Genomic DNA, 26,711 nt, shown 5'->3' with positions numbered 1-26,711 from the left:
GTGCAACGGAGGCACCCCGATGAATGAGGAAGACGCTCCTCGCCGCATGAACTCACTCGAGGATCGCAATGCGATCGTCGAATCCGCACTCGAAGCCGCCATCAGACGCGGCGACTTCGATGATCTCCCCGGCCTGGGCAAACCCCTGACCGGTCTCCACAACTCCGAGGATCCCGACTGGTGGATCAAAGCGAAGATGGATGGTGAGGGCATCAGCGGCGTCGCTCCCGCCGCGTTTCAGCTGCGCAAGGAGAACGCTATCCTCGAGGACACCCTCGATGCATTCTCGAAGGAGACCGAGGTCCGCGACTATCTTGCCGGGTTCAACAGTCGAGTCCGCGACGCGGTCATGGACCTGCGTGAGGGCCCGCCCGTTTTCACCCCGCCGCGGAAGATCGAGGACGAGGTCGCCGCCTGGCGCGAGCGTCGGATCGCTCGTCGCGAAACGACGAACCCGTCCACGGCCCCGACGGAAGGTCCGGGTAGACCGCCTCGGCGGTGGTGGCAGAGGAAGCGGAGCTAGACCTCTGCGCGCAGCCGTTCGAGGGCCAGGTGCGCCAGCAGCGCGGCCTGATCTCCCAGCACGGTGTCATCGAATATGACGAAGGGGGAGTGGTTGTCGCCCTGTTTCTCCTCGGGCACGTCCGTGCGTTTGGCGCCGAGCATCATGTAGGTGCCCGGAACCTCCTGCAGGACGAAGGAGAAATCCTCGCTGGGCATGATCGGCTGGTCCGCGACCACCACCCGGTCCTCGCCCAGCAGACCGCCGACCTGGTCAATGGTCCATGCAGTCTCGGTCTCGTCGTTGACCGTCACGGGATACTGCACCTCGAAGTCCACCTCGGCGGTGCACCCGTGGGCTTCGGCGATGCCCCTGGCCAGCTGCGTCGATTGGGTGCGCACGATGTCCAATGACTCCTGTGACAGCGTGCGCACGGTGGCACCGAGGCTCGCCGAGGCGGGGATGACGTTGACCGCTTCACCTGCCTTCAGCTGTGTCACAGACAAGGCAATCGGGTCGAAGGCGTTGATACGACGGCTGATCATGTTCTGCAGGGCGGTGACGAGTTCGGCCAGGGCCGGGACCGGGTCGACTGCCGACTGCGGCTGGGACCCGTGGCCCCCGCGTCCGTGGAGGGTGATGCGGAGGACGTTGGAACCTGCCTGCAGAGTCCCGGGCTTCGTCGACACGATGCCCCGGTCTCCCATATGGACGTGAGCGCCGAAGGCGGCGATCGCCCGGGAGCCTGCCGCGTCGAGCACGTCTTCGTCGATCATCACCGAGGCCCCGTTCCAGCCCTCCTCGCCGGGCTGGAACATGAAGACGACATCACCGGCGAGTGACTCCCGATGCGCGTGCAGCAGCTTTGCGGCACCGACGAGACCAGCGGTGTGCAGGTCGTGGCCACAGGCATGCATGTTCCCGTTCGTCGACTTGAACGGCTCGTCGGTGAGTTCTTCGATGGGCAGGGCGTCCATGTCCCCGCGCAGGAGGACGGCAGGAGCATCTGCAGATCTGTCCGGATGTGTGCCCCGGAGGACCGCCACCACCGAGGTGGTCCCGGCTCCCGTGCTCACCTCCAGGTCGAGGCCCTCGAGTGCACTGAGAACCTCGGCCTGCGTGTGCGGGAGGTCGAGGCCGATCTCGGGGCGGGCGTGCAGTCGGCGGCGCAGGTCCTGCAGCTGCGGCAGGAGGGCACTCGCTTCGCTCAGGAGCGTGCTCACAGAATTCCGACCAGGACGCTGGCGATGATGACCGAGCCGGAGCTGACCGAGGTGAAGCCGCCGACGAGCATCGGCGGCAGCATGACGTTGAGGAGAGCTTCCTTCTCATCGTCATCGCGGGCGAGGGAGCGAGCGACCTCATTGGTCAGCAGGTAGTCGGCGGGGAATCCGTACATCGCGGTCAGGGCCACAGACATGCCCAGTGGAGCCTTCCACCGCAGCAGCTTCGTGGCGATGTAACCACCGCCGAGGATGCCGATGATGCCGATGATGAGAATCGAGATGGTGGGCAGGAACGCGTTGATGACGTCCTGGACCGAGGCCGTGACCAGCGGGGCCATGACGATCGCGATCACGCCGGACATGGCGATGCCGAAGGAGTTCGACCGTTCCATCGCCTTGTCCGGGGACAGGCCGATCGCAGTGGCGGCGATGCCGAGGATGAGGGCGAGGATCGAGGACGGGATGTGTGTCGGGACGGCCAGCAGCGTCGCGATCGAACCGCCGACGAGGATGAGGAAGAGCATGAACAGTTGATTGTCGACGAGGAAGGCCGGCAGGGTCACCAGCTTCTTCTTCGTCGCGGCGTTCTCTTCCTCTGCGTGGTGGGCCGCGGCGAGTTCGTGGAGTTCGCCGCTGTCGCGCAGCTTTCTCGCGTAGCGGCGGAGCAGGTAGTTCGTCAGCGGCATCGACGGCAGGGACTGCAGCATGAGCACGAGAGCCGGGAGGACGATGATCGCCGAGGCCGCCCCGCTGGCGGTCAGACCCTCGGTCGTGAGGCTGGTGGCGACGATGCCGCCGGCCAGGGGTCCTGCACCTGCGACCGATGCCTCGAACCCGAAGATGGGTGCGATGATGAGGAAGATGAGTCCGACGGCGACAGCCATTCCGGCCAGCGCGATGACGACCGAGCGCCACTGCTTGAGCATCACCCGCAGCGGAATGAGCGTACCCATGTGGAAGAGCAGCGGTGCGACGAGGATGGTATAGACCTGGGCGAGCATCGAGTCATCGATGATGGTGTCCGGGACGATGCCGATCTTCGCGAAGATGAAGATGCTGAGCATCGCCACGAGCAGGCTGGGGATCCGGGCCTTGGACCAGATCGAGACCAATTCGCCGAGGGCGATGAAGCCGAGCACGATCGCGGCAGCATAGATGCCTTCCATAGCGATCCTTTCAACGGTGGTGTGCACTGTGGGTGAGGTCGTCAGTCATACCCTCGACGGCGACGATATGAGGTGCCTCACAGAGAATACGTTATTGCCTGTTTTCAGATCGTGCTTATGCCTTTCTCAGCATTCAAGATATTGAAGAGACTTCAGGGCAAGGATCACTGTTCCGTGTGCGGTGCTCAGCGCGGAGACGGAATGCGTTCGGATTGAGGCGAGGGCCGAGGCAGGGCATAGTCTGGGCGTATGAGTTTTCTGCAGTTCCTGCACGAACGAGGCATCCCCGAGCGGCCCGGTTCGTCGAAGCGCCCCTTGGTGATTGCTCACCGCGGCTATTCCGCTGTGGCGCCGGAGAACAGCCTCGCCGCGGTGGACGCCGCCCGTGCTCTCGACGTCGACTTCATCGAAGTCGACACCTCGACGAGTGCCGATGGGGTTCCGATCATCCTCCATGACCCGGACCTCGATCGGACCACGAACAGGAAGGGCCCGGTGGTCAATCTGACGGCCGAAGAGCTCTCCTTCGTCGACGCGGGATCCTGGATGGGGCCGGGATTCACCGGTGTGCGGATTCCCACGCTGGCGGCTGTGATGCGAGACATCCAGCACCGAGGCGGTGAACTCCTGCTCGAGCTCAAGGGGGAGTGGTCCTCCGGTGCGGTGGCTCAGATCTCCGAGCTCGTCGTGGGAACGGGCACCGCTGACAGGATGGTCGTGCAGTCATTCAACACCGAGACGCTGGCTGCCTGCAGAGACATGTTGCCGATGGTCTCACGGTTCCTTCTGCGCATGGTCCCACGCCCGGAGGACATCGAGGTCGCGCGGGCGCTGGGCGCGGTCGCGATCAATCCCTCGTTCAAGGGCTTCTCCATGCGCAGATCCATCGTCACTGAGATTCGTGACAACGACCTGGGCGTCTTCGTCTGGACGGCCGATTCCATGGACGAATGGCGCGAGCTCCTCGACGCCGAGGTTGATGGCATCATCACCAACCAGCCCGGTCGTCTACAGGGGTTCCTGGCAGGTCGATTCGACCCGGTGAAGTGAACGTCGACGAGCTGTGAGAGACGTCACTGAACCCCGATTTGCCCTCGTTGCGCGAACCCGTGTAAATTCTTACCTGTTGCCCCGATAGCTCAGTCGGTAGAGCATCTCCATGGTAAGGAGAAGGTCAAGGGTTCGAATCCCTTTCGGGGCTCTCGTGCCGCTTAAAATGCGGCGCTGGGGCGGGGTAGCTCAGCTGGTTAGAGCGCACGACTCATAATCGTGAGGTCGGGGGATCGAGTCCCCCTCCCGCTACTCACTTCCGAAGAGCCTCCATCCATCGGGTGGGGGTTCTTTGCGATTCACGACTTACGGCTGACTTCGGCGGTTTCGGGGTGTCGGCCTCGGAGCCACGTCCTCCTCGACGAACTTCCGAAATGAACTGCTCAGCGCCCAGTAGATGGCAGCGGATACGGGTGCGACCAGGATGACCTGCGACCATGACAGGTCCTGTGAACCCCAGCCGAGCAGTTTGAAGCAGACATGGACGCACAGGACGAGGACCATCACGATGATGGATTCTCGTAAGTTGCGCTGTCTGGGCGTTCTCGTCTGCTTCATTAAAAGCAAGGTTACATGCGTTCGAGCCGCAACAGATGCGGGAAGATGAATCGGATATAGACTCGGTGCAAACTCTTGCCCAACTGGGGAATCAACGATGATCGACACTCGTCTCGGCAACTGGCTCCTGGACTCCGACCCTGCTCTGCGCTGGCAGGTCGAACGTGACCTCCTCGGCGCCGACTCCTGGCGGGAGACCCGAAATCGGGTCAGCGGCGAAGGCTTCGGCGGCTCACTGCTGCGCCATCAGGATCCCGACGGGCAATGGGCCGGTGGGGCCTACTTCCCAGCAGACTTCAGCTTCGACGATGAGCGCCCGCAGCCGTGGACGGCCACGACATGGGCGCTCAACCAACTGCGCGAATGGGGAGTCGACGCCTCGGTGCCGGAGGGAACGGCCGAGAAGCTCTCCACAGTGCGTTGGGAGTACGAAGATCTGCCCTACTGGGGCGGAGAGGTCGACTGCTGCATCAATGCGATGACTCTGTCGAACGGACTGTGGTTGGGAGCCGACGTCGACGCGATCGTGGACTGGTTCCTCAAGCACCAGCTCGACGACGGGGGATGGAACTGCGAATGCGTCGAGGGTTCATTCGTCTCGTCGTTCCACTCAACGCTGAACACCCTGATCGGGCTTCTCGACTATCAGCTGTGCACCGGTGATGCTGCTCGGGTCGCTGAGGCTCGTGCCGGGGGAGAGGAATACCTGCTCGAGCGCGATCTGTTTCGGCGCCGCTCGACCGGGCAGCCATTCTACTCTCGCGTATTCAGCCTCGCCCATCCTCGGCGAGCGTACTACCACGTGCTGGCGGCCGCCGACTACTTCCGAGCGGCGGCCGCGGCCGATGGAACTCGAGCGGACCCGCGGATGGCCGAGGTGATGGAGAACATCAGATCCCAGCGTCAGGCGGACGGAACCTGGCTCCAGGGGCACAGGCTCGACGGTGACGTGTGGTTCCACGTCGATGCACCGAGCGGTCAGCCATCGAAGTGGGTGACCTTTCAGGCTCTGCGAGTCCTGAACTGGTGGGACAGCCTCTAGAAGTCGACTTCGCTCTTGTCGATTCCGGGGAACTTGACCTCGTACTTGATCATATTGTCCTTGTGATCGACGAGTGTCATCGACCCGAAGTAGGTCTTCTCCTTCGTGTGGACCTCGCAGCTTGTCAGCCCCCACCAATCGATGACCTTCATATCGTCACGGCATTTGACCTTCTTGACCTTCATATCGAACTTGTTCGTGAAGAGATCGTCGAGGTCAGCCACAAGGGATTCCTTGGGGATGACCCCGTCGCCTTCTTTGCCGACTTTGATCCCGCTGTCGCTGGCCCATGATGTGGCCTTCGCAGCATCGGCGTGGGGATCCTCTGGCTTGGACTCGCTGGGTTCGGACTCAGCCGACTCGCTCGGGTCGGCCGCCGGCGCACCCGCGGACTCGCTCGGCGCGGCCGTGCCCTGCATGCCCCCGGAATCGCCGGACTCCTCTGTTTGGGCGGCCTCGTCGGTCTTCTCCGGTGGGTCGTCCGTTCCCTGGCCGCCGCAGCCGGTGAGGGCCAGAGCGAGGGCGACACCCGCCGCGGCGGTGATCGTGCGGGGCGAGAAGGCTGCCTGGGGCATCGGGTTCATCGTCATACTCCTCGTAGAAGGTCGGTGGTGCCCTGTGGCGGATCACATGGTGATCACGGGCGTCGTTCGTGCACAGTCGATTCTGCCATCACATCTCCCCCGACAAAGGACTCCGGCTGTTCACATCCGGAGACACATGTGTCGATCCAGCCACATGACGCCGCGGGTTCAGCAGCGGCCGCGCCTCGACTACGATGACCGGATGATCCCCACGACGACGCTGGCCGATGGCACAACTCTTCCGCTCCTGGGCCAGGGCACCTGGCACATCGGCGATGAACCCGAGCGGCGAAAGACCGAGATCGCCTCATTGCGAGAGGGCATCGAGCTGGGCATGACTCTCGTCGACACCGCCGAGATGTACGGATCCGGGCGCTCCGAGAGCCTCGTGGGGGAGGCGATCGCGTCGGTGCGTGATGAGGTCTTCCTCGTCGACAAGGTGCTGCCCACGAACGCCTCGGAGTCCGGAACCATCGAAGCCTGCGAACGGTCGCTGGCCGTCCTCGGCACCGAGCGCATCGACCTCTACCTTCTGCATTGGCCGGGTGCGCATCCTGTCGATGACACGATTGCCGCCTTCGACCGACTTCGCGACCGGGGACTCATCGGAGCCTGGGGCGTGAGCAACTTCGACCCGGCAGAGATCGGGGCGCTGTCCTCCGCGCCCCTGGTCAACCAGATCCTGCTCAATCCTTCCCGGCGCGGCCCGGAATTCGACCTCCTCCCCAATCATCGCAGCAGTCGGCCGCACATCACGACGATGGCGTATTCGCCCGTCGAGCAGGGGCGACTGCTCGACGATCCCACCCTCGCCGAGGTGGCCGACCGTCACGAGGCCACCACAGCCCAGATCCTGTTGGCCTGGGCGATCCGGTCCGGTGACGTCATCGCGATTCCGAAGGCATCCACACCCGAGCATGTGCGCGCGAATGCCGAAGCCGCTGAACTCGATCTCACGAGCCGGGATTTCGCCGACATCGACTCGGCCTTCCCCGCACCGACTGCGCCGACGCCGCTGGAGGTGATCTGAATGCCGCAGCCTGCGATCGGCCTCATCTCCCACGGTACGTCGTCGGCAGAGGGGAGTGCGGTCATCGAGGCGCTCGCCCAAGCTGTCACCGAGGATCTGCGCGCCCGCGGGCTGGCCGACGAGGTCATGCTCGGTCACGTGGATGTGCAGCACCCCGACGTCGCCGAGGTGCTCTCTGCCCTTGTGCGCGAGAGACCGGTCATCCTCGTGCCGCTCCTGCTCTCACCCGGCTATCACGTCCACGTCGACCTGGTCGAGGCCATCCGTGAGGCGGGCGGTGGAGTGGGGGCCGATATTCGCCTGGCCGCGACTCTGGGTCCGGACCCGCGCCTGGCACGGATCCTGGCCGAACGCCTTCCTCGCCTCGACGAGAGTGACCACGTGGTGCTCGCGGCCGCCGGGTCGAGTGATGACAGGGCGAACGCGGCCTGTCAGGACATGGCCGCATCTCTGGCCGAAGAGCTCTCGCGGCCCGTCTCCGTGGGCTTCCATGCCGGCGGCGGAGACCGACTCCGAGATATTGTTGAGCAGAAGCGCCGGGCCGGGGTTCGAGCAGTGCTCTCAAGCTATCTCCTGGCGCCGGGATTCTTCCAGGATCTGACCGAGACGATCGTTGCAGATTCGCCTGATGCCCTCGCCCCGCCGCTGCTCTACAAGAGTGCGAAAACCCCGTCATTGTTGGTCGACATCGTTCGCGACCGCATCATCTCAGCTCTCTGACTCGGCACCGTCCTTGTCGGCTCGGATCGTCGCAGTGCGAATTGTGACGGACTGTGTCATGAAATGACGCCGCTGAGTGAGACGATTTGTTGAGCAATCTTTCTTTCTTGTAGCGTGACTCACCAAAGGTTCACCGCAGCGTTTGGAGACGATCGTGTCCGCACAGGTAGATGAAATCAAGAAAGGCCCGAATTCGCGGGCCTCCGCGAAGTCCGCCAGGCCGAAGAAGCCCAATGGCCAATGGAAGGTCGACGGCCAGGAACCGTTGAACAAAAACGAGATCGACAAGGCCGAGGACAATGGCCTCAACGTTCGCACCCGGATCGAAGAGGTGTATTCGAAGGGCGGCTTCGCCTCGATCGACCCGGACGACCTGCATGGGCGTTTCCGCTGGTGGGGGCTGTATACACAGCGCAAGCCCGGCATCGACGGCGGCCGCACCGCCAAGCTCGAACCCCACGAGCTCGAGGACGAATACTTCATGATGCGCATCCGCACCGACGGCGGCGCGCTCAACCTCGAGCAGCTGCGCACGATCGCCCAGATCGCCGAAGACTTCGCTCGTGGCAGTGCGGACCTCACCGACCGCCAGAACATCCAGCTGCACTGGGTCGAGATCGAGAACGTGCCCGAGATCTGGCGCCGCCTGGAGGCCGTGGGCATGCAGACGACCGAGGCCTGCGGAGATGTTCCGCGCGGTTTCCTCGGCTCGCCGGTTGCCGGGATCGCCGCCGATGAGCTCATCGACCCCACTCCCGCGATCGAGGAGATCACCCGTCGCTACATCGGCGACCCGAGCCTGTCGAACCTGCCGCGGAAGTACAAGACCGCGATCACCGGCCACCCCAGCCAGGACGTCGTCCACGAGATCAACGACTGCTCCTTCGTCGCCGTCGAGCACCCCGAACACGGCATCGGCTACGACCTGTGGGTCGGCGGGGCCCTGTCCGTCGTCCCCCGGTTCGCCGAACGCCTCGGCGCCTGGGTCGCCCCCGACCAGGTCGTCGATGTCTGGCTCGGCGTCACAGAGATCTTCCGCGACTACGGCTATCGTCGTCTGCGCAACAAAGCACGCATGAAATTCCTGCTTGCCGACTGGGGGCCTGAGAAGCTGCGCGACGTCCTCGAAACCGAGTACCTCGGCTACCGACTCGCGGACGGCCCGCCTCCGCCGAAGCCGATGGTCGCCGGAGACCATGTGGGCGTCCACCGGCAGAAGGACGGAAAATACTTCATCGGCACCAGCCTGGTCGCAGGTCGCGCCTCGGGCACTCTGTTCCACCAGATCGCTGATCTGATCGAAGAGTACGGGGTCGACCGTATCCGGCTGACCCCGATGCAGAAGATCCTCATACTCGACGTCGACGAGGCCGATCTCGATGATGTCGTCGCCCGCCTCGATGGCCTGGGCATGTCCAGCCGCAAAGATCTCTTCCGGCGTTCGGTCATGGCGTGCACGGGCATCGAATACTGCAAACTCGCGATCGTCGAGACGAAGCAGACAGCCATCGACGCCGTCACCAAGCTCGAAGAGCGTCTCGCCGATATCGACCTGCCTCACCCGATCAGCCTCCATCTCAATGGCTGCCCGAACTCCTGCGCCCGCATCCAGACGGCCGATATCGGACTCAAGGGCCAGATCGTGACCACCGACGAAGGCGAGCAGGTCCCCGGTTTCCAGGTTCACGTCGGCGGAGGTCTGGCCTCGAAGGACCGTGACGAAGCCGGTCTGGGGCGCACCGTGCGTGGACTCAAGGTCACCGTCGACGGTCTTGAGGAGTACGTCGAGAAGATGGTTCGCCGCTTCCTCGACGGACGCTCCGATGCCGAGACCTTCTCCCAATGGGCGCTCCGCGTCGAGGAAGAGGAACTGGTATGAGCACCACGGAAACGCGCACCGCAGAACCATTGCCCACGCCCACCCGCCAGCGTCGCAGCGTCGATGAACTCAAGGCCCTCGCCGAGGCGGGAGCGAAAGAACTCGCCGGTGATCCCGGCAACGGCGTGGCCGAGGCCAACCCGGCCGATGTCATCCGTTGGGTGTCGAGGAACTTCGACACCTCCGCCTGCGCCGTGGCCTGCTCGATGGCCGATGCGGCTCTGCCGCATTACGTCGCCCAGTACCTGCCCGGCGTCGACGTGCTCTTCCTCGACACCGGTTATCACTTCCCGGAGACTTACACCACCCGCGACGAGGTGGCCCGGAAGGTCGACGTCAACATCGTCGACGTCCTCCCGGAGCAGACCGTGGCGCAGCAGGATGCCGAATTCGGAGTCGAGCTGTTCAACCGCGATCCCGGTCTGTGCTGTGCCCGCCGCAAGGTCGCACCCCTGCAGAAGTCCTTGGCCGGCTACGAACTCTGGTTCACCGGGGTCCGCCGTGACGAAGCACCGACTCGGGCGAACACACCGCTGGTGACCTTCGATGAGAAGAACGGGCTGGTCAAGATCAACCCCGTCGCAGCATGGTCATTCGATGACCTCCTCGACTACTCCGGCGCTTTCGACGTGCCGGTCAATCCACTGCTGTCGCAGGGCTACCCGTCCATCGGCTGCCAGCCCTGCACCCGCCCCGTGGCCGAGGGCGAGGACCCTCGAGCCGGTCGTTGGGCGGGCACCAACAAAACAGAATGCGGGCTCCACGTATGAGTATCGATCACGCACCCCTGTCCATCAACGAACCACTGTCCACCCTCGACGTCCTCGAATCCGAGGCGATCCACATCATCCGCGAGGTCGCGGCCGAATTCGAGAAGCCCGTGCTGCTGTTCTCCGGCGGCAAGGACTCCGTGACGGTCCTCCACCTGGCGGCCAAGGCCTTCTGGCCGGCCAAGATCCCTTTCGGGCTGCTCCACGTCGACACCGGCCACAACTTCCCCGAGATCCTGCAGTTCCGTGATGAGACCGCGGCTCGCTACGGCATCGAGCTGTCCGTGGCCAAGGTCCAGGACTACATCGATGACGGCCGCCTGCGCGAACGCGCCGACGGCACCCGCAACACCCTGCAGACCCAGCCGCTCATCGACGCGATCGCGGCCGGTGGCTATGACGCCGTGTTCGGCGGAGCCCGCAGGGATGAGGACAAGGCTCGGGCCAAGGAACGCATCCTGTCCCTGCGCGATGAGTTCGGACAGTGGGATCCGAGCAATCAGCGGCCCGAACTGTGGAACATCTACAACGGTCGGCATTCGGTCGGCGAACACGTCCGCGTGTTTCCGATCTCGAACTTTACCGAACTCGATGTGTGGAGCTACATCGAACGCGAGAACATCGCCCTGCCGCACCTCTACTACGCCCACGAGCGCGAGGTCTTCAACCGAGACGGCATGTGGTGGTCCACGGGCGAGTTCTCGACCCCACGCGCCGGCGAAGACGTCGTCCGCAAGTCGGTGCGCTACCGCACCGTCGGCGATATGAGCTGCACCGGCGCCGTGGAATCGGACGCGAGCGACATCGCCTCCGTCCTCGCCGAGGTGGCCGTGACCACTGTGACAGAACGCGGAGCGACCCGCGCCGACGACCGAATCTCGGCAGCGGCGATGGAAGACCGAAAGAAGGACGGATACTTCTGATGACGACGACACCCGACACCACCGCCGCGACGCAGACGACGACCTTGCTGCGCTTCGCCACCGCCGGTTCCGTCGATGACGGCAAATCGACCCTCGTGGGCCGCCTGCTCCACGACGCGAAGGCCATCCTGGCCGACCAGCTCGAAGCCGTGACCCGCACCAGTGCCGAACGCGGATTCGTCGGCGGCGAGTTCGACTTCGCTCTGCTCACCGACGGTCTGCGGGCCGAGCGTGAACAGGGCATCACGATCGACGTCGCCTACCGATACTTCGCGACCGACAGAAGATCGTTCATCCTCGCCGACTGCCCCGGCCACGTCCAGTACACCCGCAACATGGTCACCGGGGCCACGACCGCCGACGCCGTGGTCGTCCTCATCGACGCGCGAACCGGAGCGACCGAGCAGACCCGGCGTCACCTCACAGTCGTCCAGCGTCTCGGCATCGCGCACGTGATCGTGGCGATCAACAAGATCGACCTCCTCGGCTACGATCATGTCGCCTATGCCAAGGTCGAGGCCGAGGTCAAGGAACTGGCCGAAGAGATCGGGCTCGACACCGCCCACCTCATTCCTGTCTCGGCACTGGCAGGGGACAACGTGGCAGCCGCCTCGGAGAACACTCCCTGGTATTCGGGACCGTCCCTGCTCGAACTGCTCGAAACCCTCCCCAGCAAGGAGGAGGACACCGCCGATCTCGAACCCTTCCGCCTCGATGTGCAGTCCGTCCTTCGGCCCCAGGGCGGCCTGGCACCGGGACTCGACCCAGAACAGTTCCGGGACTACCGGGCGGTGACCGGGCAGGTCACCTCAGGGCGGGTCCACCTCGGCGATGAGATCGATGTTCATCCCGCCGGGGTGACGACGACGGTCATCGGCATCGACACAGCCGATGGGCCCCTGGAGTCGGCGGGTGCACCGCTGTCGGTGGCGCTGCGACTGGCGGATGACATCGACACCGCACGCGGCACCGTCCTGGCTGCGGCCGGCACCCTGCCCCAGCCGCGGAAGATCGTGCGCGCCGAGGTCTTCCCGTTCACGGCCGAGGGTCTGCGTTCGGGTGACCGAGTGCTCGTCAAAGCCGGGACTTCGACGGTCAAGGCCATCGTGACGATCGAGTCGAGGCGGAACTTCGCGACCTCGGCGTCCGAACCCGCCGAGGTGCTCGCCGGCAATGACATCGGCATCGCCGAGGTGAAGCTGGCCACCGCACTGCCGGTGGCGGACTTCGGCGAGCACGGTCGCTCCGGCGGCTTCCTCATCATCGACCCGCAGACCGGAGCAACCGTGGCCGCGGGCATCCACACCCCTGCGGAAGAAGGCCTGGGATGAGTCTCTTCACCCGCCAAGCCCCCGGCAGCGTCCTCCTCATCGGGGCAGGCCCCGGCGATTTGGGACTGCTCACCGTCAAGGGGCTGCGTGCCTTGGAATCGGCCGAGGTCATCGTCGCCGACCGCCTCGGCGCCCGCACGGTCATCGACCAGCTCGAGGTCGAACGGGGCGAAGCACTCGCGGCGCAGATCATCGACGTCGGCAAACACCCGGGCCACCACCCGGTGCCGCAGGCCCGGATCAACGAGATACTCGTCGAACAGGCTCAGCTGGGCAGACGGGTGGTCCGCCTCAAGGGAGGAGACCCGTTCGTCTTCGGACGCGGTGGTGAGGAGGTTGCCCATTGCATCGCCGCCGGCGTTGAAGTCCAGGTCGTGCCCGGTGTGACGAGTGCGAACTCGGTTCCCGCAGTCGCCGGGATACCACTGACACATCGGGGCCTGGCCACCGCCTACACGGTCATCACCGGGCATGATCAGCTGTCCGAGCTCGGGGGAGGACGTGACCACACGGTCGTCGTGCTCATGGGCATCGGCACACTGGCCCACTCGGCGATGATCCTGGCCCGAGGTGCCCGCGGAAGCGACTGCCCCGTCGCCATCATCGAGGACGGGTTCGGCGAGAACCAGCGGGTGACGATCGGGACGCTGAACACGATCGCGTCTCAAGCTGCCCGCCGAGGTGTGCGCTCGCCGGCCATCGTCGTCGCCGGCGATGTCGTGACCCGCAGCCCCTACGCCATCGGTGCCTTCGCACAGGCGGAAGCATCCGAGCCAGAACTCACGAGGAACCCATGACCTACATAATCGCCCAGCCCTGCGTGGACTTGAAAGACCGTGCCTGCATCGACGAATGCCCGGTCGACTGCATCTACGAAGGTGCTCGTTCCCTCTACATCCATCCCGACGAGTGCGTCGACTGCGGCGCCTGCGAACCCGTGTGCCCCGTCGAGGCCATCTTCTACGAGGATGACGTCCCGGAGGAGTGGGAGGCGTACTACTCGGCGAACGTCGACTTCTTCGACACCATCGGATCCCCGGGAGGAGCGGCCGCGCACGGCGTCATCGACTCCGACCACCCCCTCATCGCGGCACTGCCGCCCCAGAACACTGACGACTGACTCGCCTGAGGAAGACCAGAGGAGAACCATGACGACGAATCCCTTCCGCGTGGCCATTATCGGCGCCGGACCCGCAGGCATCTACGCTGCCGACCTTCTGACCAAAGCCGATCGTGACTTCGAGATCAGCATCGACCTCTTCGACCGTCTGCCGACCCCGTTCGGACTGGTCCGCTACGGAGTCGCCCCTGACCACCCACGCATCAAGGGCATCATCAATGCCCTGATCAAGGTCCTCGACCGTGGTGACATCCGCCTGTTCTCGAACGTCGAGTACGGTGCCGACATCGCCTTGGGCGAGCTGACGGATCGCTATGATGCGGTGATCTTCTCCACCGGCTGCTTCATCGATGCTTCGTTGAGTCTTCCTGGTGTGGATCTGCCGGGTTCCTATGGTGCTGCGGACTTCGTCAACTGGTACGACTCGCATCCTGATGTGGGACAGACATGGCCGCTGGATGCCGAGAAGGTTGCGGTCATCGGCAACGGAAATGTGGCTCTCGACGTGGCTCGGGTGCTGGCGAAGCAGGCCGATGACATGCATACGACGGAGATCCCAGATCATGTGTACGAGGGCCTGAAGTCTTCGCAGGTCACGGACGTTCACGTGTTCGGTCGGCGCGGTCCTGCGCAGGCGAAGTTCACGCCTTTGGAGCTGCGCGAGCTTGGCCAGGTCAAGGACGTCGATGTCATCGTCTATCCCGAGGACTTCGAGTTCGATGAGGGATCGCTGGCCGCGATCGAGGCGAGCAACCAGACCAAGCAGGTCGCGAAGACACTGACCGACTTCACGATGCGTGAGCCGGTCGGAGCCAAGCGTCGTCTGCACCTGCACTTCCTCCATTCTCCGGTCGCCATCCTCGGCGAGGATGCAGTGACGGGGCTGCGCACGGAACGCCAGGAGCTCGACGGCACCGGGGGAGTCACAGGCACGGGCGAGTTCATCGACTGGGACGTCACAGCCGTCTATCGCGCCGTCGGCTATGCCGGCACACCTCTGCCGCAGCTGCCCTTCGACGAGGCCAAGCGTGTGATCCCGAATCACGAGGGTCGGGTCGTCGACGCAGAACAGCAGGCTTCTGCGGCTGAAGCCGATGTCGTCCAGGGTGTGTACACGACTGGGTGGATCAAGCGCGGGCCGGTCGGACTCATCGGGCACACGAAGGGCGATGCCCTCGAGACGATCGGGCACATCCTCGATGACCGCGCCGCCGGCGTACTCACCGAGCCGCTGTTCCCCGACGAAGACTCGATCGTCGAACTCCTCGAGGCCAAGGGAGTCGACTTCGCAGACTGGGAGGGCTACCACCGACTGGAGGTAGCGGAGAAGGCTCTTGGCGAGGCTGAGGGGCGTGAGCGTGTGAAGATCGCTACCCGCGAGGGAATGCTGGCCGAGGCCCGCGATCAGGTGAGGAGCGAATCCCACTCTGGCACCTGAGCCGAGTCAGCACCTGAGCCTCGCGCCTTGAGCCTCACGCCAAGCGCCGCGCCCCTGCCGCGCGCTCTGCGAGCACTGAGCGGCCCGTGAGTCTCTGTTCCTACCGTTGCAGGTGTAGGAATAGAGGCTCATGGGGCCGCGCGCGTGATGATCGGTTGTGTGTGAGGGGCGGCGGATGAAGCAGCACTAACTGTAGGTCGTAGTGCCGCGGGTAGGTCGAAGTCCTGCGGGTGGGTCATGGTGCCGGTTGCGGAGCGTAGGCTCGGGGGAGTACAACAACGATTGGAATCGTCAGAGGAGACGCACTGCCGTGACCGACACATCAGCCCGGGTTGCCGTCATCGGCAGCGGAATCGCAGGTGCATCGGTCGCCTTCGGTCTGGCCTCACGCGATGTCAGCGTCACCGTCTTCGACGACGCCAAGGCTGGTCAGGCGACCGCCGCCAGCGCCGGGATCATCGCCCCCTGGGTCTCGACGAGCACTGGACCCTACTATGAGACCTATGCGGCCGGCGGCAACTTCTACCCGGATTTCCTCAACCGCCTGAGTGACCTCGGCATCCCCGACCTGGGGTACCGCAGGTCGGGTGCACTCGTGGTCAACCACGATCCGGACATGCTCGCCGAGGCGGCCCGACTCATCCGCGAGCGTGCCGCGGCCGCCGGGCCGGTGGCCGGCGAGGTCCATGACATGGACTCCGCGAATCTGGCGGAGGTGTTCCCGCCGATCGGTCCGAACATGACGGGGCTCTTCATCAGCGGAGGCGGCAGGGTCGACGGGCGCACCCTGCGCGACGCCATCCTGACAGGCGCGAAGACATACGGCGCCCGACTTGTGAACGATTCGGCGCGAATCGTCACCGCCGGACGTCCCGGTTCCACCAACGGCAGCTCCACCAACGACGGTTCCACCAACGGCGCTGGCACGTGGACGGTGGCGACCACCTCGGCGGTGGAGGACTTCGATGCCATCGTCGTCGCAGGTGGGGCGCGCAGCTCAGAGATCCTCGAGCGGCTCGGCCACACCGTGACGATCACCGCGCAGCGCGGACAGGTGGTCCACCTGGGCCTGCACCGGACCAACACCTCACCATGGCCGACCGTGCATCCGCTCGACCACCACTACATCACGCCGTTCGACGGAGGCAGGGTCGTCATCGGCGCCACTCGTGAGGACGGCGTCGGATTCGACGTCCGGGCGACGGCGGCCGGGCAGAGGCAGGTGCTCGACGATGCGCTGCGGATCGCTCCCGGGCTGGCCGAGGCAACCGTCCTGGAGACGAGGGTCGGAGTCAGGCCCATGTCCACACGCCCCGGCGGACTGCCCTATGCCGGAGCCGTCCCCGGTGCCAGCGGTCTGTGGCTGGCCTCCGGATTCGGTGCGGGCGGGCTGACGATGGGTCCGCTCATCGGCGACGGAATGGCCAGAGCGATCCTGGGCGAGGAAGCACCCGAAATCGCTCACCTGGCGCTGTGACCCGGAGAGACGATGCCTTGCTAGCCTGAAGTCATGAGTGCGCAGCTGCCCCGAGCCTTTCGCTGGTTCTGGGCGGGCGAAACCGTCTCGAATTTCGGCAGCTGGATCACCCTCCTGACCCTACAGGTCATCGTGGTCGAGTACCTGCACGCGGGAACCGTGGGCCTGGGGTGGATGAACGCCGCGAGGTGGCTTCCTTACCTGTTCTTCGGGCTCGTGCTGGGCGCACTCATCGACCGAGTCCGACGCCGGCCGGTGATGATCGCAAGCGATCTCGTCCGGGCTCTGCTGCTGTGCGCGATTCCGGTGCTGTGGTCTGTGGATCTGCTGAAATTGGGCGCACTGCTGCTGATCGCAGCGTTACTGGGAACGGCGACCCTGGTCAACGACAGTGCCTCGCAGGCATTCGTGCCCCGCCTCATTCCGCCCCGCGGCCTGCAGTCGGCCCACGCCCGAATCGACGGGACGAATGCGGTGGCGGAAACGGCCGGCCCGGCCATCGGAGGCGGACTGCTGGCGGTCATCGCCGCCCCATTCGCCATGCTCGTCAATGTCGGCACCTTCGTGTTCTCAGCAATTGTCGTCGCCCTCATCCGGATTGAGGAACCGAAGCGGCCAGGGCCAGACGAATCGGCGAAACCGAACCTGCGCAGGGAGATCGGGGCGGGGCTGAAATGGGTGTATTCGACACCGAGCTTGCGCGACCTCGCGGTGTGGACACATGTGTGGTTCGCTGCCCAGGCGATCCTCGCCGCGGTGAGCGTGGACTATTTCCTCAACGACATCGGGATCGACGTCTTCTGGCTCGGCATCGTCATGGCAGGCGGTGGACTCGGCGGAATCATCGGCGCGTTGTCGTCACCACAAGTGGGGGAGCGGTTGGGCAACGGGCGTGCGGTCATCCTCGCCCACGTGTGCTCGGCCGCGGGCGCCCTTGTCCTGCTCCTGGCGTCACCGCTCGATGGATGGCAGCCGCGCATGCTCATCCTCTTCGCCGGAGTCTTCCTGCACGGATTCGCCATCGGACTGAGCAACTCGCACGAGATGGCCTACAGACAGTCGATCACTCCTGATGCCTTCCAAGCCCGGACGAACACGACGATGCGGTCGATGAACCGCGCCGTGATCGTCATAGTGTCTCCGCTCGCCGGAGTCCTCGCGGCAGCGACAAGCGCAGAACTCACACTCATCGTCGCCGCCGTGATCTTCGCGCTCACGGCGGTCGGGCTGTGGTTCTCACCGTTCCGCAGTGTGCGGATTCGGCTCTAGGCCAGTCTGCTCAGTCGACGACTGGGGCACTGACCGTTTTGGCCAGGGCGTCGAAGGCGCGGATCGTCGGGAACAGTTTGCGCGCATCCTGCGGCAGACCCCAGCTGGAGAGCTTGACGCCGACGAAGTTGGCTCCCGGATTCATGTAGATCATCTGACCGTGGATGCCCAGGGCCAAGAAGGCATGCGAGTCCGGGAAGGGGAACCAGAACTGGTTGTGATACATACCACCGGGCATCCGATTGTCGTCCGGGCCGTCGGCGAAGGCCTGCCGGATGTCAGCATCGCCGGTGAGCGTGTCGCCGATCCACGAGGTCGGCACCACCTGCTCGCCAGTGAGTGAGATCCCACGGTTCGAATAGAGGTAACCGAAGCGGGCCAGATCGCGCAGAGTGGTGTTGATGCCGCCGTCGAACATGCCCACGCCGTACTGGTCGGTGGCGATGAGCGCATCGTGTTCGGCTCCGATCCGCGACCACAGTACGCGTGACATGAGTGTCTGCATGCTCTCGCCTGCGATCTTCTCGCATACCCAGCCGAGCACATCGGTCTCACACGAACGGTATTGATAGACACCACCGTGCTCGGACTTCGCCTCGAGCGTGGTCAGGAACTCATACATTCCCGTCGGCTGTCCCTCGGGCTTCGACTCCGACCAGCCGATGGCCTCCTCGATCTGTCTGACCTCGGACTGCGGGTCGAGATAGTTCTCGGAGAACTTGATTCCCGAGCGCATGTCGAGAATGTGGCGAATAGTGGCTCCGGCGTACCCGGAGGAGGCGAGTTCGGGAACGTATTCGGTGATGCGCCGGTTCGGATCGAGGTCTCCTGCGCCGACGAGCACCCCGGCCACCGTGCCGACGAGTGATTTGCTCACCGACATCAGGAGGTGTTCGGTCTCAGGGCCCATCGTGGAGAAATACTCCTCGGTGAGCACCGTGCCGTTGTGCATGACCATCCAAGCATCCGTGTCGCTGGTCTCGATGACGCTGCGCACGCTGCGAGCCTCCGAGAACTCGGTCTTGGGCACCTCGACCTCGCCCAGGTCCTGCAGAGCCACGGGCAGTTCGGCCACAGGCCCGGTCCCGCGCGAGATCGGAGTCGTGGGCAACACCTGATCGACGTGCTGGAACGACCAGCGGACATTGTCGGCATCCTGCCAGTTGTCCTTGTCGATGACAGGCTCGACGGGCACGGTCTGATCCGGTGACGTCTCAGTCACTCTCCACCTCTTCGCAGTCGTTTCGTGCAGTCCGTGACGAGATTACCACCGCAGGTGTCAGTCTCCCTTCGCACCCGGGCCACCCAATGCGGGGGAGGGGTCCTCCGCGGCGACGGGCACACCGGCATACATCGCACGGACCGAATCGATGAAGTGCTTGGCCCTGATGCTCAGCGCATTCGGGCCCCCGGCCTTCGTCTGGAGCGGATTCTTCGTCACCAGCACACCGAGATCGGCACCCTTCCACCGGTATTCTCCTGCCCCGTAGATGCGGAGGAAGAAGACCTCATTGCCGTTCTGCAGAGGATGCCAGTCAAGAGCGGCGCGCTTGTAGGTCAGAGTCCCGTACTGGTCGAGGTAGTACTGACCGGTCAACGGTGAGTGGGTGATGTACTCGGTGATGTCAGCGGTCTCCTTGATGACCATCTGGCTCCACTCATCAGCCCCGGAGAGCTCTTCCCAGCGCTCATTGATCTCATCGACGTCGAGGTCGAATTCGACGTCGAGGTATTCGAGCAGATGAAACAGGAACAGCGGGACGTCGGCATAGGCGCCGGCTGTGACATTGGTGATCGCCGAGGCGCCGGAGATGCGCGGATTGAGCTCGCCGAGCCAGACATCGTCGGTGTCGAGATCGACGAGCACATCGACCTCGAAGAAGCCGCGGTAGCCGCGCTTGCGCAGACCTTCACCCATGCGCCGCACCAGTTCCCTGGCCCGTGTGCGCTGGTCGGCCGTGAGTACATCGGGGGTCATCTCATTGCCGCACCAGCCGCCCTTGTAGGGAGTCAGTTCCGCGAAGCCCGCCAATTCTGTGAGGAACGGGCCGACGACGACTCCGCTGCTGGTGATCACGGCCTCCACCGCCACGGGTGTGTTGTTGATGCGCTTCATGATCTTGAGCTGCTCGCCGATGATGTCGTGCTTGTGTTGGTTCCAGTCGGCCTCGGCGGCGATGAAGAACGTCGTCTTTCCGGAATCACCGTAGGGGGTCTGGACGACGAGGTCGGTGCCCAGGTTCTCCCTCTCCGCCTCACTGTTGAGCTGCGCATACGTGTCCGCCGTGGTGAGCACATTGGGCACGGAGAACGCGCCGGCCTCATTGCCGAGCTTCGTCGTCTCGATCTTCGAATCGAGCTGATTGCGCAGATCCGCCGAGGGCAGGATGAGGTCATAGCCCAGCTCACGGCAGATGCGCTCGGTCTCCTCATCGAAGAAGACCATGGCGACCTTGGGCCGCTCGCCATGGGGCACATTGCTCGTCATATGGGCGCGCACCTCGGCGTTGAGGAGCAGCCAGTTGTTGATCGCCTCGCCGCTGTCGAATTCGACGAACGGCTTGTACCGGGGCGAGAAGACGCGGGGATGCCCGCCGTCCCAGCCGTCGTAGTACGTGATGTAGGAGAAGTTGCGAACCCACCGGTCGAGGCCGAGGAGATTGAACGGTGTCGCCCCGATGAAATAGATGGGGGTGATGTTGGTGCGGAAGAAGTGTCGGACCTCGGAGATGTTGCGCAGGGGCCGTCGGATCTGGACCCGCTCGGCCTCCTCGCCCGCATAGGCGGCATCGGTGCCGACATGCACCTCCACATCTGCCGGATCAGTCGCCGAGGCGGGGGTTGGGGCCGGTGCCGCCGGTGGCGCACCCGCGGTTGCATCGGGAGCAGGACCCTCGGCCGAGTTCACCGCTCGGCCAGTGCTCGGAACCGCGACCGCGTCCTTGACCACACGCTTCTTCGCGGCAGGCTTCGACGTGCTTGCGTCTGCAGGGCTGTTCGTCATCGCATTACTCCTTGTGAAGACTTCTGGCGTTGCTGCTCACGATCACTTGAGCCGTCCTTCTTCGTCGTCTCGGAGGATGGTCGAATACCGAACGTCAAACGTGATGAGGACAACATATACCAGTTTTCGAGGGCTGAGGACGATGGTGGACCAATTGGGTGAACCCAATGCGAATTCGGGGTCAAATCCGTGTCCGAACCCACCGGTCGGTGAATTCCTCTCGCGTGGTGGCGGGCCGCTAGGCTGGGATCACGACGACTTTTCGAAAGAGAGCCACTATGCCGGTGAATACCGATAAGCAGGGAACCAGCTATTCCCTGCCACGCCCCTATGAGGTGTCGCGGGAGGCGGTCGCGGAATTCGCGCTCGCCACCAACGCGAAGGCCGACTACCACTTCGAGACCGAGGCGGCGACCGCCCTGGGGTATCACGATGTCGTGGCACCGACCACCTTCGCCGTGATCATCGCGCAGAAGTCCGAAGCGGCCTACATCAGCGACCCGGAGTCCGGCATCGACTTCTCCAAGGTCGTTCACGGTTCGGAGCAATTCAGCATCACCCGACCCATCGTCGCCGGCGACAGCCTGGCCGCCACCACACACGTCGACGGCGTGCGGGCGGCTGGCAGCAACGCCATGATCACCACCCGCACGGAGATCACCGACGCCGCCGAGCAGCCGATCGTCACCGTGACCTCGACCATCGTCGTGAGAGGAGACGGAGAATGAGCGTCACCGACTTCTCCCAACTGACCATCGGAGACACCGTCGTCGAAGCCGAGATCCCACTGTCGCGGGCCTCGCTCGTCGACTACGCCGGCGCCTCGGGCGATCACAACCCGATCCACTGGTCCGAACGATTCGCCACCGAGGTGGGTCTTGAGGGAGTCATCGCCCACGGCATGCTCTCAATGGCTGTCGTCGTCGCCCCCGTCGTCGAGTGGATCGGTGACCCGGGTGCGATCGTCGACTACCGGACGCGATTCTCCGCGCCGGTGCTCGTCCCCGACGCCGAATCCGGGACACCGGCGACCCCGACCGCCACCCTGTCGATGACTGCCGTCGTCGGAGCCGTGGACGCGGCAGTGGGCACCGCCCGCCTCGACGTCACGGTGAAGTCCGGGGACCAGGATGTGCTCAGTCGCACCCAGATCCGAGTCTCGCGGTGACGAAGGACCTGGCAGGCTTCACGACGTTCGGCCTGGGCGGTCCGGCGGCGAATCTGCGCATCGCGGAGACCAGGGACACCCTCATCGAGTTCTCCCGCGAACACCCCCTGAGCCTGTCCGCACGCCCCGATGCCGATGTCCTCTTCATCGGGGGCGGGTCGAACCTGCTCATCTCCGACGCCGGCTTCGACGGCGATGTGTGCGTGGTCGCGACCGAGGGCGTGACGATGACCGAGACCTCGGAGACCGAAACCCGTGTCACCGCCGAGGCGGGGGAGAACTGGGACGAATTCGTCGCCTTCACCCTCGGCTGCGGTCTCTCGGGCCTCGAGGCACTGTCCGGGATTCCCGGCTCCGTGGGAGCGACACCGATCCAGAACGTGGGTGCCTACGGGACAGAGGTTGCCGAACTCATCACCTCGGTCGAGGTCTTCGATCGCCTCGCCGGCCAGGTCCGCCACCTCAGCGCCGTCGAACTCGAATTCGGCTACCGCACCTCGGCGCTCAAACGAGCGCAGCAGAGAACGGGCGCAGCCCAGTTCCTGGTGCTGTCGGTGACCTTCGACCTCCAGCGCAGCCCGGACTCCCTGCCCGTGCGCTATGCACAGCTGGCTTCGGCGCTGGACGTCGAGATCGGAGAGAGTGTGCCGGCCTCGCTGGTGCGCACCAGTGTGATCTCCCTGCGCCGGTCCAAGGGCATGGTCCTCGACATCGACGACCACGACACCTGGTCGGCCGGGTCGTTCTTCACGAACCCGATCGTCGCTGACCCTGACGAGCTGCCGGCCGAGGCTCCCCGCTACCCGGTCACTGACCCGCTGACCGGAGCGACGGTCGAAGGACGGACGAAGACCTCGGCCGCCTGGCTGATCGAACACGCTGGATTCGCCAAGGGCTTCAGCGTCGGTCAGGGGCGGGCGAGCCTGTCGACCAAACACACTCTGGCCCTGACGAACCGCGGTCAGGCGGCGACGGACGATGTGCTCGAACTCGCACGCGCAGTCGTCGACGGGGTCAATGAGAGGTTCGGCATCGTGTTGGAGCCCGAGCCCACATTCATCGCCTGCTCTCTGTAGGTTCTGTTCCCTAGGATGGTTGCCTGTGTCAGCCTCTCGTAGAACGTCAGCCCTGCTTATCCTCATGGCAGTGGTCGCAGTGGTGACCCTGCCCTGGGCGCTGTTCTCCGCACGCGCAGATCTCAGCTTCGGTCCGCACGAGGCCCGCTACCAGATCACGGCCGACTCCCGGCTGACCGTCGACTTCGGCCCGCTGGGCAAACTGCTCGTCCCGGCAGATGAGTATCTGCCGCTGGGGCTCGGACTCACCGTTGACATCGGACAGATCCCGGTCTCCGGAGGAGATGAGGACGAGTCACACGCAGGTGCCTCCGAACGGCGATCCGACGGAGACTCGTCCGACCCCGCCTCTGAATCGGGCGAGGGCGTCGGAGGAGGAACAGTCGACGCGCTGGGCGGCGACATCGCCTCCTACGCCTCCCTGTTCTCGGCCCCGCAGGCGCAGGTCGACGAGGTCGTTGACGGCATGACCGCGGAGATCCTGGCCCGGTGGGCCCTTGCGGTGTGCCTCCTCAGCGGTGTGGCTGTGGCGATGGCCTTCATCCTCGGGCCCGTGCGGCTGGCCGGAATCGGGAGGGCCCTGGTCGGCAAGGAGCTGATCGGTATCGGTCTGGTCACGGTCCTCGTTCTGGCGAGTGTGGGAACAGCCGTCCTCACACGTCCCCAACCTCTCGTTGCCGATCCTGCCTTCGACGGGACCCCGCTGGCGGGCGCACAGGTCACGGGCCGCCTCGGCGGGGTCATCAATACCGCGTTCACAGCGGTCAAGGACTTCGCCGAGGACAATGACGCCTTCTACGACCAGGTGCTGGCCAACCTGCGCACACAGTGGACCACTCGTCCGCTGACGGGCAATTGGTCGGACCGGGGGACGGTGCCTCCTCCGATGGGGGCTGACCAGTCGCTGAACGCTGACGTATCGACGTTCGTGTTCGGTTCGGATCTGCACTGCAACATCGGAATGGCCCGGGTGGTGGGCGAGGTGGCTCGGATGAGCGATGCCGATGCCTACATCGACGGGGGAGACGTGACGATGACGGGCACCTCGGCGGAGAACTACTGTCTCGACGTGCTCGACGACGAGCTGCCTGAGAAGCTGCCGCGGATGATCGTCAAGGGCAACCACGACTCCAGAGAGACGACAGATCATGCGAGGAGCGCGGGCTGGAAGGTCCTCGAGGACTCGAGCGCGGAGATGAGCGGGGTGACGTTCTTCGGCGGACCGGACCCCCGGCGGACCGTGTTCGGATCCGGGCCGCAGCTCGAAACCGATCTCACCGCTGATCAGTATGCGCAGAAGCTGCGCACCGAGGCCTGCGCGAGCGACTTCGACATCATGCTCATCCACGATGCGCGAATCGGGGCGCCGTCCCTGCGCTCCGGCTGCGCGAAATACAGCCTCAGCGGCCACTGGCACAAACGAGTCGGACCGGAGACCCTGGGAAGCGGCGTCCGCTATGTGAGTTCGACGACAGGTGGTGCCCTGGCGAATGCATTGACCCCGGGGCCGCTGAAGATGGATGCCGAGCTGAGCATCCTGCGCGTGGACAATCGGACCAAGCGACCCATCGACGTCCAGATCGTCACGGTCAGCCCGGACAAGACGGTCACGATCGATCCCTGGAAGACCTTCCCTCGGCCTGTGCCGCTCATCGCGCAGCCGCCGCAGACGGAGCCCTCGACCGGGGGTGGATGAGAGGCAGGGAAGTCGAATTCCGGCTGGCTTCGGCTGCCGGTTCGACTAACGGCGGTCGCAGGCGGTATGCTCGTTTCTCGTGGTTGGGCACGACTCGGGCGACAGGAATCGAGGGTGTCGAATCGAAGGGGTGTGGCGCAATTGGTAGCGCAACGGTCTCCAAAACCGTAGGTTGCAGGTTCGAGTCCTGTCACCCCTGCGCAGTTGATATCTGCTTGAGTCTTATCGGCGAAATGCCGTCCTCGACGGACTTGAACAATTGTGCTGTCCCAATGGAAACCGACCGAGTGAGGACGTGTGAGCGACACACCGGCAAAGAAGACTGGAGATGCGCCCAAGGGCACCAGTCGTAAGCAGCTCGGGTTCTTCGGACGAATTCTGCAGTTCTTCCGCGAAGTCATTGCGGAGCTGAAGAAGGTCGTCACCCCGACACGTAAGCAACTGGTCAATTACACCCTTGTCGTGCTGGGCTTCATCCTCTTCATGATGCTTTTCGTGGTGGTCCTCGACCTTGTGTTCGGCAAGCTCGTCGGATTCGTCTTCGGCGGAACGCCGCTGTGGCCACTGTGGTGAATCGCCCCCAGCGGTGATCACTTGGATTTCAAACACGTTGCAGACCCATCTCTCCCAAATGGGAATCACTACACGCGAAGCGAGGAATTGATCGGTGTCGGATACCAGTTCACCTGAACAGGAAACCCCTGAGACACAGAACGCTGCTCCAGAGGAGTCGAGCGTTGCACCAGTGGTGGAAGACGTGGACAACGAAACCTCCCCTGTGAGCGCCGACGACGTACCGGTCGAGGATGCTTCCGCTCAGGAAGCCTCGGCCGATGAGACCTCAGACGAGGTCGACGCGGACGAAGAGGGCGCAGCCGATTCCGAAGACACCGCCTCCGCTGACGATGAGCCGGAGTCCGACGACTCGGAGTCTAACGACGACGAGGTCGACCCGGCCGAGGAGTTCAAGTCGGAACTGCGCATGCAGGAGGGTGACTGGTACGTCATCCACTCCTACGCAGGCTACGAGAACCGCGTCAAGCAGAACCTCGAGAACCGTTCCATCAGCCTCAACCTCGAAGAGTTCATCTTCGAATCCCAGGTGCCGATGGAAGATGTCGTCGAGATCAAGAACGGACAGCGCAAGCAGGTCCGTCGAGTGCGCATCCCGGGCTACGTGCTCGTGCGCATGGAGCTCACCGATGAGTCCTGGGGCGCGGTCCGCCACACCCCGGGCGTGACCGGATTCGTGGGCAACGCCTACGACCCGACTCCTCTGTCCATCGACGAGGTCTTCACGATGCTCGCTCCGATCTTCGAAGAGCGCCAGGCCGAGGCCGCCGCCGCTGAAGGTGTGCAGGCTGAGCAGGCAGCGAAGTCCGCCCCCATCACCGAGGTGGAGTACGAGGTCGGCGAGTCCGTGCTCGTCAAGGAGGGCTCCTTCGAAGGCCACCCCGCAACGATCCAGGAGATCCGTCCGGAATCGCAGAAGCTCACTGTGCTGCTGTCGATCTTCGAACGCGACGTTCCCGTCGAGCTCAGCTTCGACCAGGTCTCCAAGCTCTGAGTCGATTCTCAACATCAGCAAGGGTCCGGTGAATACCGGGCCCTTGCGCCATTCACCACCAGTGATCCCGCTCTCCGGCATTTGCTCCGGGGTCTGCGGGCATGGAATACTGGTG

The 26,711-nt window shown here is 64.4% G+C and carries 26 protein-coding genes and 3 tRNA genes; 23 read left to right on the top strand and 6 right to left on the bottom strand.

The window, feature by feature from the left end:
- Window positions 1–19 precede the first annotated feature (19 nt).
- Window positions 20–523, top strand: a complete 504-nt coding sequence (locus tag BLT92_RS03205) for a DnaJ family domain-containing protein (protein WP_172802545.1) — start codon at window positions 20–22, stop codon at window positions 521–523.
- On the opposite strand, the gene BLT92_RS03200 is transcribed toward BLT92_RS03205, so the two are convergent.
- The gene (locus BLT92_RS03200) at window positions 520–1,725 is read right to left on the bottom strand and encodes a M20 metallopeptidase family protein (RefSeq protein ID WP_092103138.1); all 1,206 of its coding nucleotides are present in this window, start codon (window positions 1,723–1,725) and stop codon (window positions 520–522) included. The genes BLT92_RS03205 and BLT92_RS03200 overlap by 4 nt on opposite strands.
- A complete protein-coding gene (locus BLT92_RS03195; RefSeq protein ID WP_092103136.1) occupies window positions 1,722–2,894 on the bottom strand; it encodes a hypothetical protein in 1,173 nt (390 codons plus the stop codon). The genes BLT92_RS03200 and BLT92_RS03195 overlap by 4 nt, the downstream gene beginning before the upstream one ends.
- A gap of 249 nt (window positions 2,895–3,143) precedes the next feature.
- Between BLT92_RS03195 and BLT92_RS03190 the strand changes: the two genes are divergently transcribed.
- The 3 genes from BLT92_RS03190 to BLT92_RS03180 all read left to right on the top strand — a co-directional run bounded on the left by BLT92_RS03190 (window position 3,144) and on the right by BLT92_RS03180 (window position 4,196).
- Window positions 3,144–3,944, top strand: a complete 801-nt coding sequence (locus tag BLT92_RS03190) for a glycerophosphodiester phosphodiesterase (protein ID WP_092103134.1) — start codon at window positions 3,144–3,146, stop codon at window positions 3,942–3,944.
- A gap of 78 nt (window positions 3,945–4,022) precedes the next feature.
- Window positions 4,023–4,095, top strand: a tRNA-Thr gene (locus BLT92_RS03185).
- 27 nt (window positions 4,096–4,122) lie between these two features.
- Window positions 4,123–4,196 (top strand) — tRNA-Met (locus tag BLT92_RS03180).
- Window positions 4,197–4,250: 54 nt separating this feature from the next.
- On the opposite strand, the gene BLT92_RS03175 is transcribed toward BLT92_RS03180, so the two are convergent.
- Entirely contained in the window at window positions 4,251–4,502 is a 252-nt protein-coding gene (locus BLT92_RS03175; RefSeq protein ID WP_092103132.1) for a hypothetical protein, read from the bottom strand.
- Between the two features lie 97 nt (window positions 4,503–4,599).
- Between BLT92_RS03175 and BLT92_RS03170 the strand changes: the two genes are divergently transcribed.
- On the top strand, window positions 4,600–5,544 hold the full coding sequence (locus BLT92_RS03170) for a squalene cyclase (protein ID WP_092103130.1): 945 nt from the start codon (window positions 4,600–4,602) through the stop codon (window positions 5,542–5,544).
- Here the strand turns inward: BLT92_RS03170 and BLT92_RS03165 are convergent.
- Entirely contained in the window at window positions 5,541–6,128 is a 588-nt protein-coding gene (locus tag BLT92_RS03165) for a hypothetical protein (protein ID WP_092108721.1), read from the bottom strand. The two genes, BLT92_RS03170 and BLT92_RS03165, sit on opposite strands and share 4 nt — an antisense overlap.
- A gap of 154 nt (window positions 6,129–6,282) precedes the next feature.
- On the opposite strand from BLT92_RS03165, the gene BLT92_RS03160 reads away from it, so the two are divergent.
- The 11 genes from BLT92_RS03160 (at window position 6,283) to BLT92_RS03110 (ending at window position 18,085) form a co-directional block, all read left to right on the top strand.
- The gene (locus BLT92_RS03160; RefSeq protein WP_197679660.1) at window positions 6,283–7,158 is read left to right on the top strand and encodes an aldo/keto reductase; all 876 of its coding nucleotides are present in this window, start codon (window positions 6,283–6,285) and stop codon (window positions 7,156–7,158) included.
- On the top strand, window positions 7,159–7,878 hold the full coding sequence (locus tag BLT92_RS03155; RefSeq protein ID WP_092103127.1) for a sirohydrochlorin chelatase: 720 nt from the start codon (window positions 7,159–7,161) through the stop codon (window positions 7,876–7,878).
- 154 nt (window positions 7,879–8,032) lie between these two features.
- Window positions 8,033–9,757, top strand: coding sequence for a nitrite/sulfite reductase (locus tag BLT92_RS03150; RefSeq protein WP_407922873.1), 1,725 nt, complete (start codon window positions 8,033–8,035; stop codon window positions 9,755–9,757).
- Entirely contained in the window at window positions 9,754–10,527 is a 774-nt protein-coding gene (locus tag BLT92_RS03145) for a phosphoadenylyl-sulfate reductase (protein ID WP_092103124.1), read from the top strand. Before BLT92_RS03150 ends, BLT92_RS03145 begins: the two co-directional genes overlap by 4 nt.
- Window positions 10,524–11,450, top strand: coding sequence for a sulfate adenylyltransferase subunit CysD (gene cysD, locus BLT92_RS03140; RefSeq protein ID WP_172802544.1), 927 nt, complete (start codon window positions 10,524–10,526; stop codon window positions 11,448–11,450). Before BLT92_RS03145 ends, cysD begins: the two co-directional genes overlap by 4 nt.
- Window positions 11,450–12,781, top strand: coding sequence for a sulfate adenylyltransferase subunit 1 (locus BLT92_RS03135; RefSeq protein ID WP_092103118.1), 1,332 nt, complete (start codon window positions 11,450–11,452; stop codon window positions 12,779–12,781). The genes cysD and BLT92_RS03135 overlap by 1 nt, the downstream gene beginning before the upstream one ends.
- Window positions 12,778–13,578, top strand: coding sequence for a uroporphyrinogen-III C-methyltransferase (cobA, locus tag BLT92_RS03130; RefSeq protein WP_092103115.1), 801 nt, complete (start codon window positions 12,778–12,780; stop codon window positions 13,576–13,578). Before BLT92_RS03135 ends, cobA begins: the two co-directional genes overlap by 4 nt.
- Window positions 13,575–13,901 (top strand): ferredoxin, encoded by a 327-nt coding sequence (fdxA, locus tag BLT92_RS03125; RefSeq protein WP_092103112.1) that lies wholly within the window; start codon window positions 13,575–13,577, stop codon window positions 13,899–13,901. Before cobA ends, fdxA begins: the two co-directional genes overlap by 4 nt.
- A 28-nt stretch (window positions 13,902–13,929) precedes the next feature.
- Window positions 13,930–15,339 (top strand): FAD-dependent oxidoreductase, encoded by a 1,410-nt coding sequence (locus BLT92_RS03120; protein ID WP_092103109.1) that lies wholly within the window; start codon window positions 13,930–13,932, stop codon window positions 15,337–15,339.
- A gap of 310 nt (window positions 15,340–15,649) precedes the next feature.
- The gene (locus BLT92_RS03115) at window positions 15,650–16,816 is read left to right on the top strand and encodes an NAD(P)/FAD-dependent oxidoreductase (RefSeq protein WP_157691308.1); all 1,167 of its coding nucleotides are present in this window, start codon (window positions 15,650–15,652) and stop codon (window positions 16,814–16,816) included.
- Window positions 16,817–16,849: 33 nt separating this feature from the next.
- Window positions 16,850–18,085, top strand: a complete 1,236-nt coding sequence (locus BLT92_RS03110; RefSeq protein WP_092103103.1) for an MFS transporter — start codon at window positions 16,850–16,852, stop codon at window positions 18,083–18,085.
- A 10-nt stretch (window positions 18,086–18,095) separates the two neighbouring features.
- On the opposite strand, the gene BLT92_RS03105 is transcribed toward BLT92_RS03110, so the two are convergent.
- Together BLT92_RS03105 and BLT92_RS03100 are read right to left on the bottom strand one after the other, a co-directional pair.
- Window positions 18,096–19,307 (bottom strand): serine hydrolase domain-containing protein, encoded by a 1,212-nt coding sequence (locus tag BLT92_RS03105; RefSeq protein ID WP_092103100.1) that lies wholly within the window; start codon window positions 19,305–19,307, stop codon window positions 18,096–18,098.
- A 57-nt stretch (window positions 19,308–19,364) separates the two neighbouring features.
- Entirely contained in the window at window positions 19,365–21,089 is a 1,725-nt protein-coding gene (locus BLT92_RS03100) for a biotin carboxylase (RefSeq protein WP_092103097.1), read from the bottom strand.
- 278 nt (window positions 21,090–21,367) lie between these two features.
- Between BLT92_RS03100 and BLT92_RS03095 the strand changes: the two genes are divergently transcribed.
- From BLT92_RS03095 to nusG, 7 genes are all read left to right on the top strand, one after another.
- Window positions 21,368–21,817 carry an FAS1-like dehydratase domain-containing protein gene (locus BLT92_RS03095; protein WP_092103093.1) on the top strand — a complete coding sequence of 150 codons (450 nt, stop codon included), beginning with the start codon at window positions 21,368–21,370 and terminating at the stop codon, window positions 21,815–21,817.
- Entirely contained in the window at window positions 21,814–22,257 is a 444-nt protein-coding gene (locus tag BLT92_RS03090) for a MaoC/PaaZ C-terminal domain-containing protein (RefSeq protein ID WP_092103090.1), read from the top strand. Before BLT92_RS03095 ends, BLT92_RS03090 begins: the two co-directional genes overlap by 4 nt.
- Complete coding sequence (locus tag BLT92_RS03085; protein WP_092103087.1) at window positions 22,254–23,333, top strand: UDP-N-acetylmuramate dehydrogenase; 1,080 nt, start codon at window positions 22,254–22,256, stop codon at window positions 23,331–23,333. Before BLT92_RS03090 ends, BLT92_RS03085 begins: the two co-directional genes overlap by 4 nt.
- Before the next feature lie 64 nt (window positions 23,334–23,397).
- Entirely contained in the window at window positions 23,398–25,029 is a 1,632-nt protein-coding gene (locus tag BLT92_RS03080; RefSeq protein WP_092103084.1) for a metallophosphoesterase family protein, read from the top strand.
- A 126-nt stretch (window positions 25,030–25,155) separates the two neighbouring features.
- Window positions 25,156–25,228 (top strand) — tRNA-Trp (locus tag BLT92_RS03075).
- 98 nt (window positions 25,229–25,326) lie between these two features.
- Window positions 25,327–25,602, top strand: a complete 276-nt coding sequence (gene secE / locus BLT92_RS03070; protein WP_092103081.1) for a preprotein translocase subunit SecE — start codon at window positions 25,327–25,329, stop codon at window positions 25,600–25,602.
- 94 nt (window positions 25,603–25,696) lie between these two features.
- On the top strand, window positions 25,697–26,596 hold the full coding sequence (gene nusG, locus BLT92_RS03065; RefSeq protein WP_092103078.1) for a transcription termination/antitermination protein NusG: 900 nt from the start codon (window positions 25,697–25,699) through the stop codon (window positions 26,594–26,596).
- Window positions 26,597–26,711 lie beyond the last annotated feature (115 nt).

Source organism: Brevibacterium picturae (assembly GCF_900105045.1).
Classification (GTDB): domain Bacteria; phylum Actinomycetota; class Actinomycetes; order Actinomycetales; family Brevibacteriaceae; genus Brevibacterium; species Brevibacterium picturae.
Note: the sequence above shows the minus strand (reverse complement) of the source record. Positions and strands in the feature narration are given on the sequence as shown.

What these genes read in the sequence shown, in the direction of transcription:
- BLT92_RS03095 (WP_092103093.1), top strand. Translation starts at nt 21,368, where the DNA reads ATGCCGGTGAATACCGATAAGCAGGGAACCAGCTATTCCCTGCCACGC.
- BLT92_RS03190 (WP_092103134.1), top strand. Translation starts at nt 3,144, where the DNA reads ATGAGTTTTCTGCAGTTCCTGCACGAACGAGGCATCCCCGAGCGGCCC.
- BLT92_RS03090 (WP_092103090.1), top strand. Translation starts at nt 21,814, where the DNA reads ATGAGCGTCACCGACTTCTCCCAACTGACCATCGGAGACACCGTCGTC.
- BLT92_RS03145 (WP_092103124.1), top strand. Translation starts at nt 9,754, where the DNA reads ATGAGCACCACGGAAACGCGCACCGCAGAACCATTGCCCACGCCCACC.
- fdxA (WP_092103112.1), top strand. Translation starts at nt 13,575, where the DNA reads ATGACCTACATAATCGCCCAGCCCTGCGTGGACTTGAAAGACCGTGCC.
- BLT92_RS03195 (WP_092103136.1), bottom strand. Translation starts at nt 2,894, where the DNA reads ATGGAAGGCATCTATGCTGCCGCGATCGTGCTCGGCTTCATCGCCCTC.
- BLT92_RS03135 (WP_092103118.1), top strand. Translation starts at nt 11,450, where the DNA reads ATGACGACGACACCCGACACCACCGCCGCGACGCAGACGACGACCTTG.
- cysD (WP_172802544.1), top strand. Translation starts at nt 10,524, where the DNA reads ATGAGTATCGATCACGCACCCCTGTCCATCAACGAACCACTGTCCACC.
- BLT92_RS03100 (WP_092103097.1), bottom strand. Translation starts at nt 21,089, where the DNA reads ATGACGAACAGCCCTGCAGACGCAAGCACGTCGAAGCCTGCCGCGAAG.
- BLT92_RS03170 (WP_092103130.1), top strand. Translation starts at nt 4,600, where the DNA reads ATGATCGACACTCGTCTCGGCAACTGGCTCCTGGACTCCGACCCTGCT.
- BLT92_RS03155 (WP_092103127.1), top strand. Translation starts at nt 7,159, where the DNA reads ATGCCGCAGCCTGCGATCGGCCTCATCTCCCACGGTACGTCGTCGGCA.
- BLT92_RS03080 (WP_092103084.1), top strand. Translation starts at nt 23,398, where the DNA reads ATGGCAGTGGTCGCAGTGGTGACCCTGCCCTGGGCGCTGTTCTCCGCA.
- BLT92_RS03205 (WP_172802545.1), top strand. Translation starts at nt 20, where the DNA reads ATGAATGAGGAAGACGCTCCTCGCCGCATGAACTCACTCGAGGATCGC.
- BLT92_RS03165 (WP_092108721.1), bottom strand. Translation starts at nt 6,128, where the DNA reads ATGAACCCGATGCCCCAGGCAGCCTTCTCGCCCCGCACGATCACCGCC.
- BLT92_RS03110 (WP_092103103.1), top strand. Translation starts at nt 16,850, where the DNA reads ATGAGTGCGCAGCTGCCCCGAGCCTTTCGCTGGTTCTGGGCGGGCGAA.
- BLT92_RS03175 (WP_092103132.1), bottom strand. Translation starts at nt 4,502, where the DNA reads ATGAAGCAGACGAGAACGCCCAGACAGCGCAACTTACGAGAATCCATC.
- BLT92_RS03120 (WP_092103109.1), top strand. Translation starts at nt 13,930, where the DNA reads ATGACGACGAATCCCTTCCGCGTGGCCATTATCGGCGCCGGACCCGCA.
- cobA (WP_092103115.1), top strand. Translation starts at nt 12,778, where the DNA reads ATGAGTCTCTTCACCCGCCAAGCCCCCGGCAGCGTCCTCCTCATCGGG.
- BLT92_RS03160 (WP_197679660.1), top strand. Translation starts at nt 6,283, where the DNA reads ATGACGCCGCGGGTTCAGCAGCGGCCGCGCCTCGACTACGATGACCGG.